Here is a 13496-nt window from a genome sequence, read left to right as displayed (position 1 = left end):
AGTCGGGATCGAATTCCGGAGTCCGCGACTTCGATGTCGGCGACCCCGGGATGTCCGTTTCCCGACGCGATGACCGAATCGGCCGCACACTGTTTCCCGCTGCTCTGCCCGCTGCCCACGATCGTGCTGCCGGTCCGGCGGACGAAACCTGTCCGGCCATGGGGGACGTGCCCTCTTCATACGGGTAACGTCGCGGTGCGAAGCCCGGCCGCTCCGCACCGCCACTCCATCCCGTATCCCGCATGTGGCATTCCGCATGCCGCATCCCGCCCGAGGAGACCACGACATGTCCAAGACCCCCGAGGTCGGCGCCCCGGCACCGGACTTCACCCTCGACGCGGTACACCTGAGCGACGGCGAGGTCCGCCGGGAATCGCTGACCCTGTCCGCACAGCGCGGTCGTCCGGTCGTGCTGGCCTTCTACCCGGGCGACGACACGGCGGTGTGCACCAAGCAACTGTGCTCGTACTCCTCGGGCTTCGAACAGTTCACCGACCTCGACGCCACCGTCTGGGGAATCAGCCCGCAAGACTTGGACAGCCACGAGAAGTTCGCCCGCAAGCACTCCCTGCGCATGCCGCTGCTCGCCGACACCGACCACAAGGTGGTCGAGTCCTACGGCATCGGCCTGGGCAGCAACGCGCTGCGCCGTGCCGTCTTCATCATCGACGCCGACGGCATCCTGCGCTGGAAGCACGTAGCCCTCGTCGGCCTCACCTATCGCGGCGTGGACACCCTGACGGCCCAACTGAAACTGCTCCGCGGCTGAGCGGCGGTGCCCGGACCGAAGGTTCAGAAGTTCAGGGGTTGGAGGAAGGTGGGGGCGCCTTCGGGTGGGCCGCCACTGATCAGGGCGACTCCGGTGGGGCCGATGTGGACCGGGCCACCGGAGTCGCCGGCGGCGCCGGACTGGGTGCTGCGGACCAGGCCGGTGACCGCGCCCTCGGGGTAGTTGACGGTGACGTCGGTCGCGTCGACGGTGCCGCACCGGGTGCCACTGGCGGCACCGGTGCCGCAGACCCGGTCACGGAGCCGGGGCACGGCGAAGCCGGTGATCGCGGTGGTGGAGTCGCCGTCGACGATGTCGGCCGTCGGAGTCAGGCCCTCGGCCGCGGGGATGACCGCCCAGTCGCCGCCGGGGAAGCGGTACTGGTCGACGTTGCCTACGAGGGCGCCGGTGCGGTCGTACCAGGTGGGGGCGTCCCGGGCGCAATGGCCCGCCGTACCGGTCGCGTTCGGGCGGTAGCCGTTGAAGCCGGCGGTGCAGATGAAGACCGTGCCGGTGAGCCCGCTGTAGATCGTGCTGCCGCCGTGGAACCCGGTCGCGGCGCGGGAGTTCGGGCCGGCCGCCGGTCCTCGGGCCACCCGCGGTCGGATCGGCGCGGGGAGTTCGAGCACCTCGACCGACGCGGGCAACATCCGGGCGGTGCGCAGGAAGGCCGAGGTGGCCGGGTCGGCGGCGCCGCGCAGCTTGGCGATCGTGAGCGTGCAGCGCTGATGGTCGACGTACCAGTACTGGTTGTCGCCGGCTCGGCCGTCCAGGGCCAGCCCGTCCAACCGGTGCCGCAGCGTGAGCAGTTGGTCCAGCCGGTCGACCAGGCAGCCGACGGCGGGCGGATCGGCCGTGGCCGGGCCGACCTGCGTGGTCAGGACGAGCGCGGACGCTGCGGCCATCGACAACATCGAACGCGTCATGGTGGTCCGCTTCATGCCGGACACCGTAGGGACCGGCACCGGGCGCGCGGCGGTCAACCGCACCGCGCTCACCCGAACGAGCGGCGGGATCCCCCGCCCGGGTACCGCACGTTCGCGGCCCGGGCGTGACGTGTGCCACCCGGGCGGATGGCGCCCCGTACCGCCTTGCGCAACTCTGGGAAGGTAAGGCTAACCTAAGCACGACCCCGGGGGTCGTGCCGAGCCCCGGCCCCCGTCCTTACTCGTGCCCGGAGCCCCACATGCCCTCATCTCATCGCCCGCTCGCGACCGCCCGACGGCGCGCGGTTCGGCTGCTCGCCGTGGCGGGGGCGGCCGGTCTGCTGCTCACCGGATGCGGTTCCGACTCCGACTCCAAGTCGGAGACCAAGCCCGCCGCGAGCCAGGGCGGCGGGGCGCCGGCCGCCGGCGACTCGGCCGGCGGCACCCGCACGGTCAAGGACGCGACCGGTACCGCGGTCCAGGTGCCGGCGAGCCCCAAGCGCATCGTGGTGCTCACCCAGGAGGACCTGGACGCGGTGCTCGCGCTCGGCGTCAAGCCGGTCGGCATCACCAACGGCCAGGGCCTGGACAAGCCGCCCGCCTACCTGGCCGACAAGGTCAAGGGCATAGAGGTGGTCGGGAACCTGCTCCAGCCGGTGATGGACAAGGTGATCGCGGCCAAGCCGGACCTGATCCTGGCCGGCGACATGCAGGACGAGCAGGTGCTCAAGCAGCTGCGCAAGATCACGCCGGCGACGCTGGTCACGATGGCCCCCACGGACGACTGGAAGTTGTCCTTCCGCGGTATCGGCAACGCGGTCAACAAGCTGGACCAGGCGAACAAGGTGATCACCGACTACGAGGCCAAGGCCAAGAAGACCGGCGAGGACCTGACCGCGAACAAGGGCGCCGCGGTGAGCATCGTGCGCTGGAACCCGAATGGCCCGAGCTGGATGGAGAAGCGCCAGTTCGCCAGTGGTGTCGCCCTCGACATGGGGCTGACCCGGCCCAAGGCGCAGGACAAGGACGGCAACGCGCACACTCCCGCGCTGAGCCTGGAGAAGATCGCCGAGATCGACGGCGACTGGCTGTTCCTGGGCACGCTCACCGCGGACGGCGCGAGCGCGCTCAAGGAGGTCCAGGAGAAGCCGGCGTACAAGGAGTTGAACGCGGTCAAGAAGAACCACGTGGTCACCGTGGACGGTTCGGTGTGGTCCACCCGAGGCGGTCCGCTGGCCGCCGACGTGGTGCTCGGTGACATCTCCAAGGCACTGTCCGCCACCTCCTGACCCGCCGTCGACGGCAGCGACCGGCCCCGGGACGCGACACGCGCTCCGGGGCCGGGTCCGTTCGTCTTCGTCTTCGCGCAGAAAGTCGAGCATCATGGACACCCCGATACTGAACGCGCTGACCGAGGCGGTCGCCGCCGGACGAGCCGATGCCGGCGCCGAGTTCTGGGCCCGGGTCGAGGCGGTCGGTGCTCCGCTGGTCGAGCCGGACCCGGCCGATCCCGGGCAGCGCCTGGTCACCTTCGTGTGGCGGGACGATCCGGCCGCACCCGCCGGGGACGTGCTCGCGCTGCTGCACACGTTCACCGATCGGGACCGGCACGCGGGCGACCTGACGCCGCATCTGATGCGCCGCGTGCCCGGGACGGATGTGTGGGCGCTCACCCATCGGTTGCCCGCCGACCTGCGTGCGTCGTACCAGTTCTTCGTCGGCGCCGGTCCGCGCGGGCGGATCCTGCGCACCGATCGTGCCGCCTGGCTGGGCGTATTGGACGGCGCGGTGCCCGACCCGTACAACCACGCGCCCACGCTGGCCGCGCGGGACGGTCGCAACCCGTCGTCGGTGCTCGCGCTGCCCGACGCGCCCGAGCAGCCGTGGGTGCGCCGACGGCCGGGCGTGCCGCGCGGATCGCGGCTGGACACCACCGTGGACGGACGCCGGGTCAGCGTGCTGGTGCCCGCCGGCGACCGGCGGGAGCCCTACCGGGTGGCGGTGTTGCTGGACGGCGAGGTTTGGGGTTCGGTACTCGACATCGGCGACACGCTGGACAACCTGCATGCCGAGGGCCGCATCCCGCCCACCGTCGCACTGCTCGTGGACACCATGGGTCGGGATCGCCGGATCGCCGATCTCACCTGCAACGAGGCGTTCGTGGACTGGCTGGCGGACGTGCTGTTGCCATGGGCGGGTCGGCAGTACGGGATCGCCGGGGATCCCGCGCACACCGTGGTCGTCGGGCAGAGCGCGGGCGGTCTGACCGCCGCGTTCGCGGCCCTGCGTCGACCGGACCGGTTCGGCAACGTGTTGTCCCAGTCCGGGTCGTTCTGGTGGCCCGACCCGGACGAGAGCAACGACGGACCGGAGTGGCTGACCCGGCGGTTCGCCGCGACCGAACGGTTGCCGATCCGCTTCCACGTCGAGGTGGGGCTGCTGGAGTGGATGCTGATTGCCGAGAACCGGCGCCTGCGCGATGTCCTGCTCGAACGCGGATACCCACTCACCTACACCGAGTTCGACGGCGGCCACGACTACGCCTGCTGGCGCGGCGGGCTCGCCGTCGGACTCGTCGGGCTGTTGTCAGCCTCGGCCGGGGACTGAGGCACCGGCCGCATCCGTGCGGTCCGGTTCGACGGCGTCGTCGTCCTCGAACGGTGGGGGAGCGGGCGCCTCGCGCGGGAGTCGCAGTGCGAACACCGCACCGAGCGCCACCAGTGCGGCCGTGACCCAGATCGCCGCGCGGTACGGCCCCGGCGCGCTCGCGTCGTGGCCCGAGCCACCACCCGCCTCGATCACCGCGGCACCGGCCGCGATCCCCAGCGACCCGCCGAGCGTGCGCACTATGGTGAACAGGGCCATCGCGTGGCCCATGTCCGGTGGTTCGATCTCAGCGAATCCGGCGATCTGCACGGTCAGCACCGCGGTACCGAGCACGAGCCCGACACAGAACATCAACACCCGTACCGCCCACGCGTTGTCGGCGACCCCGGGCAGGGCGAGCGCGCCGAACACCAGCGCGGCCGAGAGCAACGCGGGCGTGGCCAGTCGCCGCGGGCCGAGGCGGGGCAACAACCGGTCGACCACCTGTGAGGCGAACATCAGGCCGACCGCCTCGGGGAAGACCCCCAGGCCGGCGTCCAACGCGGAAGCGCCGAGCGCCGCCTGATACAGCAGCGGGAAGACGAACAGCACACCCATCAGCCCGGCCGAGGTGACCAGGGCCAGTGCGGTCGCCGCACCGAAGGCTCGGTCGGTCAGCAACCGCAGGCGCAAGAGTGGTTCGGTGACGCGGAGTTGGTGTGCGATCGCGACGCCCAGCAGGACGAGGCCGAGGATCCCGGAGACCGCGATGGCGGGCGTGCTCCAGCCCTGCGACGGCCCGAAGCCGAGTGCGTAGGTGAGCAGTCCGAGGGTCGGTGTGGTGAGCCGGAAGCCGGTCCGGTCGAACGGCCCGACCACGCCCGCCCGGTGCTCGCGCAGTCCGAACAGGCCGAGCAGCACGGCGGCCGTGCCGATCGGCACGTTCACCAGGAACAGCCAGTGCCAGGACAGGTGTTCGGTGAGGAACCCGCCCAGCGGCGGGCCCAACGCGGGCATCAGCGCGGTCGGCACGATCAGCCACTTGGCCAGCCGCATGCGCTCGTGCGGGGCGAACGCGGTGAACAGGATGGTCATCCCGACCGGGGTCGACAGCCCGCCTGCCAGACCCTGTACGACGCGCGCCAGGACCAGCGAGGCCAGGTTCTGCGACAGCCCGCAGGCGGCCGAGGCAGCGGTGAACACGGCGAGCGAACCGAGGAAGACGCGCTTGGTGCCGAATCGATCACCCAACCGCCCGGCGACGGGCAGCGCGGCCACCAGCGCGACCAGGAACGCGATCTCGACCGTGTTCGCCGCCACCGCGGGCCGATCGAAGTCCTCCGCGATGGTCAGCAGCGCCGGATTGACGATCGTCGAATCCAGGCCGTTCATGCACATCGCGGCCGTGTAGACGACGATCACGATCCACCCGGAGGCGCGTTTCGCGGTCGCCGGAGCAGGTCCCGGGTGTTCCGCGGTCACCGCGCGGCCGGGCTCAGGTCGGTCCAGTGCTCGGTGATCCACTCCAGCGCCGCCGAGCGCGCACACGGCCCGTGCACCCCGGTCCAGCCGTCCGGCACGGCGGCGAAGTCGGGCCACAGGGAGTGTTGCCCGAGGTCGTTCACCAGGACCAGGAACTCGCCCGTGTCGTCGTCGAACGGGTTCGTCGGGGTCTCGTGGTCACGAGAGGTCATGGGAGGGGCTCTCCAACTCGGTGAGGCGGTCCCGGACCACGCGCGCGATCCGCGCGATCGGGCCGGGCAGGGTCATGTCCTTGTGCGAGCAGGCCACGTTCGTGGTGTCGATCCGACCGCTTACGTACGGGGCCCAGGTGTCGGGGGTGAGGGTCTCGTCGATGGTGTCGACGGTGGCCCGGAAGAACAGCACGTCGCCGCGGAACACCCGGTGATCGAAGGCGCGGACGAGGTGGTTGGTGTTCAGGTAGATGTCGTTGAGCGCCTCGATCGTGGCTTCGTCCAGACCGGCCAGCGGGCTGCCCTCGCGGCGCAACACCGCGATCACCTCGGCGAGTTCGAACGGGGCGCCGGCCAGGCTCTCCGGTCCGTAGCCGCCCATGGTGAGCAGCGCCTCCAGCGCCTCGGCGAGATCGGGCACCGGCAACTCCCGAAAACCCTCGGCCGGATACGCGTCCAGGATCGCGAGCAACTCCACCTCGTGTCCCAGGTCCTGGAGCCGGGTCGCCATCGCGTGCGCGATGATCCCCCCGGTCGACCAGCCGAGCAGCCGGTACGGACCCTCCCCATGCACCTCGCGCAGCCGGTCGACATAGTGCGCGGCCAACTCCTCCAGCGTGCCCGGCAGCGGCTCGCCGGCGGTCGCCGGGCCGACGCCCTGGGCCTGGAGGCCGTACAGCGGCAGCTCCGCCGGCAGGTTCCGGATCAGGCCCGCGTAGCACCAGGAGAGCCCGCCGGCCGGATGCACGCAGAACAGCGGCGCCCGGTCCGTGGGACCGGCCGGGCGCAGCGGAAGCAGCACGTCCAGCGCGTCGGTGCGATCCGTCGCCTCCAGCGCGGCGTCCAGGCCGGCGGCGGTGGGGGCCTGGAAGATCGTGCCGATGCCCACGTCCGCGCCCAGTGCGGACTTGATCCGCCCGGCCAGCCGGACCGCGAGCAGCGAATGGCCGCCCAGGTCGAAGAAGTTGTCGTGCACGCCGACCGTGGGCACGCCGAGCACGTCGGCGAACAGCGCGCACAGCTGCTCCTCGCGTGGTCCGCGCGGGGCACGACCCGCGGTGGCCGGGGCGGTGTGCTCCGGCCGCGGCAGCGCCTTGCGGTCCAGTTTGCCGTTCGCGGTCAGCGGCAGCCGATCGACCACGACCACGGCCGACGGAACCATGTGCGTGGGCAGGGTCCCGGCGGCGTGTTCGCGCAGTGCGGATCCGTCCGCGAGCGAACCGGCGACCACATAGCCCACCAGTCGCTTGTCCCCGGGAGTGTCCTCGCGCAACACCACGGCCGTGTCCGAGACCTCCGGATGCGCGGCCAATACCGCCTCGATCTCCCCGAGTTCGACCCGGAAGCCGCGAATCTTGACCTGTTGGTCGGCTCGGCCGAGGTAGTCCAGGGTGCCGTCCGCGCGGCGCCGCGCCAGGTCGCCGGAGCGGTACATCCGGGCCCCGCGCTCGCCGAACCGGGCCGCGTGCGGATCGGCCACGAATCGGCCCGCGGTCAGCGCATGCCGACCCAGGTAGCCGCGCGCCAAGCCCTCGCCGGCGACGTACATCTCACCGGTCACCCCCGGTGGGACCGGTTGCAGCCGATGGTCCAGGACGTACACGCGCAGGTCCGGGATGTTCACCCCGATCGTGCTCGCCGCCCCGGCGGCGGCCGACGCGCGGTCCAGCGGGTGGTAGGTGACGTGCACCGTGGTCTCGGTGATGCCGTACATGTTCACCAGGCGCGGCGCGTCGTCGGCGTGCCGCTCGTACCAGTCGGCGAGCCGCGCCGGTTCCAGCGCCTCGCCGCCGAACACCACATACCGCAGCGCCAGTTCGCGCCCGGGGCGATCCCGGTCGGCGGCCACCAACTGGTGGAACGCGGACGGGGTCTGGTTGAGCACGGTGACCCGCTCGCGGGCGAGCAGGTCGAGGAACTCGGCCGGATCGCGGCTGACCAGGTGCGGTACCACGACCAGCCGGCCGCCGAACAGCAGCGCGCCCCAGAGTTCCCAGACCGAGAAGTCGAACGCGTAGGAGTGGAAGAGGGTCCACACGTCGTCCGGACCGAAGCCGAACCAGTGGTCGGTCGCGGTGAACAGCCGGGCCACGTTGTGGTGGGTGACCGGCACACCCTTGGGCCGACCGGTCGATCCGGAGGTGTAGATGACATAGACCGGATCGCTCGCCCGCAGCGGGCGCTTGCGCTGGTGCTGCCCCAGGTCGGAACTCGGGTAGGCGTCCGCGTCCCGGCCGTCCACCGCGATCCGGGGCAGGTCGTGTGCGGGCAACCGGAGTGCGGTCGCCGAGTCGGTGAGCAGGAGCACCGGCGCGGCGTCGTCGAGCATGTAGGCGAGCCGATCGGCCGGGTAGTCCGGGTCGAGCGGCAGGTAGGCGGCGCCCGCCTTGGCGACCGCGAGCAGGGCCACGACCAGTTCGGGCGAACGCGGCAGGGCGAGCGCGACGATGTCGCCGGGACCGATGTCCCGGGCGACCAGCAGCCGGGCCAGGCGGTTGGCGCGCGCGGACAGCTCCGCGTGACTCAGCGACAGGCCCGCACAGCTGACCGCGATGCGCTCGGGGTGGGTACGCGCGGCCTGTTCGTAGCGGGCAACCAGGGTGGCCGACGCGGTCGCGGTCGCGGTGGGTCCGACGTTCCACTCGACGAGCGCGCGGTGCCGCTCGGGTTCGTCGAGCAGCGGCAGTGTGTCGATCGGCGCGTCCGGGTCGGCGACGGCGGCGGCCAGCAGCGCGGCGAGCCGACGGGACAATCCGAGCACGGTGGCCCGGTCGAACAGGTCGGTGCGGAACTCGACGAACCCACCGACGCCGCGCCCGGGTTGCTCGCCCACGTTCAGGGTGAGGTCGAACTTGGCCGTCCCGGACGGCACGGCGGTCATCCGCGCGGTCAGCGGACCGAGCGCGAACTCGGTGTCGGGCAAAGACTGCCACGCGATCAGCACCTGGAACAGCGGGTGCCGGCCCAGCGAGCGCGGCGGGTTGAGTTCGTCCACGACCCGGTCGAACGGCACGTCGGCGTGGTCGTATCCGGCCAGGGTGGCGGTGCGCACCCGGTCCAGCAGGGTGCGGAAGCTCGGCGCACCGGAGGTGTCGGCGCGCAGCACCAGGGTGTTCACGAAGAACCCGACCAGGTCGGCGGTGGCATCGTCGTCGCGGCCCGCGACCGGGACGCCCAGCGGGATGTCGGTGCCGCAGCCGTGCCGGGTGAGCAGCGCGGCCAACGCGGCCTGGACGGTCATGAACACGCTGGTGCCGGTCGAGCGGGCCAGCTCGGCCAGGCCCGCGGCCGCGGTGGCATCCAGGTGGAACGGCACGGTGTCGCCCGCGTAGGAGGCGACCTGGGGGCGTGGCCGGTCGGTGGGCAGGTCCAGTTCGTCCGGCAGGCCGGCGAGGGTGCGCTTCCAGAAGTCGAGTTGCCGGGCGGCCAGGGGAGTGGGCGCCGCGGCGGTGCCGAGCAGGCGGGCCTGCCACGCGACGTGGTCCGGGTAGCGCACCGGCAGCGGGGTGAACTCCGGTTCGCGACCGGCGACCCGGGCCGCATAGGCGGTGGCCAGGTCGCGCGCGAGCGGCGTGGTGGACGCGCCGTCGCCGGCTATGTGGTGCAGCAGCAGGACCAGCGTGTGGGTGTGCTCGTCCGTGCGGAACAGCGTGCCGCGCAGCGGCGGTTCGACCGCGAGGTCGAAGGGATGCCGCACTGCGTCGGCGATCGATTCGCCCGGCGCCGCGAGACGCAGCCGGGGCCGGGCCTGATCGACCGTCAGAACCCGCTGATACGGCTCGCCCGCCTCGCGCACCTCGCCAAGTGTGGGCGCCTGACGCACCTCGCCCTGCGTGGGCGCCTCGTGCACCTCGTCGGGCGCGGGCGCCGTGCCCACCGCGGTCGGCGAGCCCACCGCGCCCGTAGGAGTCGCCGTGTCCATCTCGCCGGCCTCGGGGGGCTCGCCGGTTCCACCCGCCTCGTCCCCGAGCATCGGGTAGACGGTGCGCAGCGTCTCGTGTCGTGCCACGAGGTCGACCAGCGCGCGTTCGAGCGCGGTGTGCTCCAGCGGGCCGGTCAGGGTCAGCACGAGCGGGATGTTGTAGGTGGGGCTGGGCCCTTCGAGCCGGTACATGAACCACAGCCGCTGCTGCGCGGAGGACAGCGGCAGCCGGTCGGCGGGGTGCGCCACCGGTGCCGGCACCGGGCGCGGCCCGGGCGCGGTGCCCGCCCGAACGAGTTCGGCCAGACACGCCGGGGTCGGCCGGCGGAAGACGTCGGCCAGGCCGATCGGCGCCTCGAAGCTCTCCCGGGCCCGCGCCGCCAGCCGCGCGGCGAGCAGCGAATGACCGCCCAGCTCGAAGAAATCGGCGTCTCGGGCCGGTTGTTCGGCCAATTCCAGGACGGCCGCGAACAGATCGCAGATGATCTCCTCGTGCAATCCGCGAGGTCCCTTCCGCAGACCGGGCGCGCTCGGCGCCGGGTCCGGCAGCGCGCGCCGGTCGATCTTGTCGTTGGCGGTGCGCGGCAGCGCCGGCAACACGAGCACCGCGGCCGGAACCATGTGCTCGGGCAACTCGGCGGCCAGGTACGCCCGGAGCGTCTCGGGGGATGGGCTGCGCCCGGCGACCGGGACGGCGTAGCCCAGCAACCGCTTGCCGTGCGCCGCGTCCCGGGCGATCACGGCGGCCTGCGCGACGTCCGGATGGGCGGCCAACACCGCCTGGACCTCGCCCGGTTCGATCCGGAAGCCGCGGATCTTGACCTGTTCGTCGGCCCGGCCGAGCAGTTCGAGCGTGCCGTCCGCGCGGCGTCGGGCCAGGTCGCCGGTGCGGTACATCCGGGCGCCCGGATCGCCGTGCGCGGCGCCGAACGGGTCGGCCACGAACCGCTCGGCGGTCAGGTCGGGCCGGTTGAGGTAGCCGCGGGCCAGGCAGGCGCCGGCGATGTGCAGTTCGCCGGTCACCCCGACCGGGGCGGGGCGCAGCGAACCGTCCAGCACGTAGGCGCGCGAGGCACGAACGACACTGCCGGTACCGTCCGGGCCCCAGAAGTAGGCGTCGACGGTCGTTTCGGTGGGTCCGTACAGGTTGATCGGTCGGCTGCCCGGGATCGCGGCGAGCCGTTGCCACAGCGGTTCGGCGACGCTCTCGCCGCCGACCACCAGCACGGCCGGGTGGTGCCGATCGGGCGCGTCCAAGCCCTCGGCGAGCAACGCCTCGGCGTAGGTGGGTGTCACGTCCAGGTAGTCGATCCGGTGCTCGTTCAGGTAGTCGAGCAGGGCGAGCGGATCGCGGTAGCCGGCGTCGTCGAGCAGGTGCAGCTCGTGGCCGTGCACCATCCACAACACCGGGTCCCACGAGGCGTCGAAGGCGAACGACGCGCTGTGCGCGATCCGCAGCCGGGTACGGCCGGTGCGCTCGACGGCGGGCGCGATGTGGTCGGTGCCGTGGCTCGCGTACAGATTGGCGAGCGAGGCGTGGGTGACCGCGACACCCTTGGGCCGGCCGGTCGAGCCGGAGGTGTGGATCACGTAGGCGCTCTGCCGCAGGCCGGGCGGTTGCGGGGCCCGGTCCGGGTGCGCGGCCAGTCGGGCGCGGGTGGCAGGATCGTCCGACAGCAGGGTGGGGATGGTGTGCGCCGGCAGCTTCGCGATCGTGTCGGTCGTGCCGATCAGGCAGCCCGGTGCGGTGTCGGCCAGCACGTCGCGGATCCGCCGGGCCGGGTGGCCGAGATCGAGGAACTGGCAGACGCCACCGGCCTTGAGCACCGCGAGCAGCGCCACCACGGTGTCCGCACCGCGGTGCAGCGCGATGGCGACCGGGACCTCGGCGGTCACCCCGATCGCGATCAGCTCGTGGGCGAGCCGGTTGGCGGCCGACTCGATCTCGGCGAACGTACGGGCGTCGGCGCCGGCGCGGACCGCGATGGTGTCCGGAGTGCGTGCGGCCCGGCGGGAGTACAGCTCGGGCAGGGTGGTGTCGGCCGGCGGCTCGGCGCGACCGGCGGTGGCCTGCTCGACCTCGGCGGGGGTGAGCAGGTCGATCCGGCCGATCGGCCGCTCGGGCGCGTCGTGCAACCGGTCGACCAGTGCGTCGAGGTAGCGCAGCAGGCCGAGTTCGTGGCCGGCCAGGTCCGCGGCGGAGTAGCGCGCGGGATGCGCGTCCAGGTCGATCCGCAGGCCGCCGTCGGCGGTGGGCACCACCCCGACGGCCAGGTCGTCCACGGGGCCGGCGGCCAGGTTGTGCACCCGGCCGACCGCTTCGCCCAGGTCCGGATCGCGCTCGAACGCCTTGATGTTGACCATCGGCCCGTACAGCGGTCGGGCCCGGCCCGTGGCGCCGAGTTCGCGGAGCAGGTCTTCCTGGCGGAACCGCTGGTGTCGGCGCACCGCACGCAGTTCGAGCACCACCCGGCGCAGCAATTCGGCTGCGGTGTCCCGGGGTTGTACGCGCACCCGCAGCGGCAGGAGGTTGACCGTCATCGCCGGCGTGCGCAGTGCGGTGGGGCTGCGCCGATTGAGCAGCGGCAGGCCGAGCACGATCTCCCGGGCGCCGGTGCGGCGGTGCAGATAGCCGGCGGTGGCCGCGATGAGCAGTTCGGCCCACGTGGCTCGGGCACTCGAGGCGGCCTCGGTGAGCCGCGCGGTGCGGGCGGGCGTGAGTTCGACGCTGCGGCGCAGAATCGGGCCCGTGGGCAGCACGGTTGCCGGTGCCCGGGACAGGGTGACCGGTTCGGGATGATCGGCGAGGCGATCCAGCCAGAACGCGCGATCGGTGTCGTACGCTTCGCTCCCTCGGTAGTCGGCCTCCTCCGCGACCAGTTCGCGCAGCGTGCCGAACGGGTTGGGGGTGGGCCGGTCATGGCGGGTGAAGGCGGTGTACACCTCGGCGACGCGGCGGTCGATCAGGGTGAGTGCGTACGCGTCCACCGCGACGTGGTGCACGCGCCGGTACCACCAGTGCACGTCGTCGGCGAGTCGGAACACGGCGTGCGTGACCAGCGGGCCGGTGGTCGGGTCGACGGGCCGGGCCAGGTCCGCGTGCAGCCAGGCCCGGGCCTTCGCCGCCGGGTCCCGCGCGGTGCGCAGATCCAGGAGATGCACCGGGTGTTCGTGGTCGGTCACGCGCTGGGTCGGGGTGCCGTCGGTGCCCGCGACCACCAGCAGGCGCAGCGTCTCCGCCTCGTTGCCGACCCGGCGCAGTGCCCGGGCGAACAGGTCGGCGTCCAGCGGGCCGCGGATCTCGACCCGGTCGCCGGTGTTGTACCCGGGATCGTCCGGCGTCAGGGCCTGCGCGTAGACGATGCCGGCCTGGGCGGCGAGCAGGGGCAGCCGGGCGGCGTCGGTGCCGGCGGCCGGCGCGGGCGCATCGGCCTCGGCGGGCTCGGCGGTTGGCGCGCTCTCGGCGGCCCGGGCGGGCGCAGCGGGGTCGGCGGATTCGGCCGGATGAGGGACGGTGGTCTCGGCCTGGTGGTGACGCATGGTGTGGAGACTCCCGGGGCGCGACGACGACAGGCGGCACGTACCGGTCCCCGGCACGT

General features: G+C 72.6%; 7 protein-coding genes. 3 read left to right on the top strand and 4 right to left on the bottom strand.

The genetic code is table 11. The annotated features are described in order from the left end of the window. The first annotated feature begins 286 nt into the window (after positions 1-286). Positions 287-769: a peroxiredoxin gene (locus tag ACIBM5_RS24565; protein ID WP_396008779.1), complete on the top strand. Its 483-nt coding sequence runs from the start codon at positions 287-289 to the stop codon at positions 767-769. Positions 770-792: 23 nt separating this feature from the next. On the opposite strand, the gene ACIBM5_RS24560 is transcribed toward ACIBM5_RS24565, so the two are convergent. Next, the gene (locus ACIBM5_RS24560; RefSeq protein ID WP_396008778.1) at positions 793-1710 is read right to left on the bottom strand and encodes a S1 family peptidase; all 918 of its coding nucleotides are present in this window, start codon (positions 1708-1710) and stop codon (positions 793-795) included. 245 nt (positions 1711-1955) lie between these two features. Here ACIBM5_RS24560 and ACIBM5_RS24555 point away from each other — a divergent pair, with 245 nt between their 5' ends. Next, positions 1956-2984 (top strand): ABC transporter substrate-binding protein, encoded by a 1029-nt coding sequence (locus ACIBM5_RS24555; protein ID WP_396008777.1) that lies wholly within the window; start codon positions 1956-1958, stop codon positions 2982-2984. Positions 2985-3078: 94 nt separating this feature from the next. Next, positions 3079-4302 carry an enterochelin esterase gene (gene fes, locus ACIBM5_RS24550; protein WP_396008776.1) on the top strand — a complete coding sequence of 408 codons (1224 nt, stop codon included), beginning with the start codon at positions 3079-3081 and terminating at the stop codon, positions 4300-4302. Here fes and ACIBM5_RS24545 read toward each other — a convergent pair. Genes ACIBM5_RS24545 through ACIBM5_RS24535 form a run of 3 tightly spaced genes read right to left on the bottom strand, consistent with a single transcriptional unit; the run spans position 4282 to position 13437 of the window. Beyond that, positions 4282-5703 (bottom strand): DHA2 family efflux MFS transporter permease subunit, encoded by a 1422-nt coding sequence (locus tag ACIBM5_RS24545; protein ID WP_396008775.1) that lies wholly within the window; start codon positions 5701-5703, stop codon positions 4282-4284. The two genes, fes and ACIBM5_RS24545, sit on opposite strands and share 21 nt — an antisense overlap. A gap of 56 nt (positions 5704-5759) precedes the next feature. Next, on the bottom strand, positions 5760-5975 hold the full coding sequence (locus ACIBM5_RS24540) for an MbtH family protein (RefSeq protein ID WP_391587786.1): 216 nt from the start codon (positions 5973-5975) through the stop codon (positions 5760-5762). Next, positions 5962-13437 (bottom strand): amino acid adenylation domain-containing protein, encoded by a 7476-nt coding sequence (locus ACIBM5_RS24535; RefSeq protein WP_396008774.1) that lies wholly within the window; start codon positions 13435-13437, stop codon positions 5962-5964. The genes ACIBM5_RS24540 and ACIBM5_RS24535 overlap by 14 nt, the downstream gene beginning before the upstream one ends. Between the last annotated feature and the right edge of the window lie 59 nt (positions 13438-13496).

The sequence above is a fragment of the Embleya sp. NPDC050493 genome (assembly GCF_044458105.1).
Taxonomy (GTDB): Bacteria; Actinomycetota; Actinomycetes; order Streptomycetales; family Streptomycetaceae; genus Embleya.
The sequence above is the reverse complement of the archived record's forward strand: the minus strand, read 5'-3'. Positions and strand labels throughout refer to the sequence as shown.

Bases quoted from the DNA above. Each gene is read 5' to 3' on its own strand.
- ACIBM5_RS24565 (WP_396008779.1), top strand. From the start codon at position 287: ATGTCCAAGACCCCCGAGGTCGGCGCCCCGGCACCGGACTTCACCCTC.
- ACIBM5_RS24560 (WP_396008778.1), bottom strand. From the start codon at position 1,710: ATGAAGCGGACCACCATGACGCGTTCGATGTTGTCGATGGCCGCAGCG.
- ACIBM5_RS24555 (WP_396008777.1), top strand. From the start codon at position 1,956: ATGCCCTCATCTCATCGCCCGCTCGCGACCGCCCGACGGCGCGCGGTT.
- fes (WP_396008776.1), top strand. From the start codon at position 3,079: ATGGACACCCCGATACTGAACGCGCTGACCGAGGCGGTCGCCGCCGGA.
- ACIBM5_RS24540 (WP_391587786.1), bottom strand. From the start codon at position 5,975: ATGACCTCTCGTGACCACGAGACCCCGACGAACCCGTTCGACGACGAC.
- ACIBM5_RS24535 (WP_396008774.1), bottom strand. From the start codon at position 13,437: ATGCGTCACCACCAGGCCGAGACCACCGTCCCTCATCCGGCCGAATCC.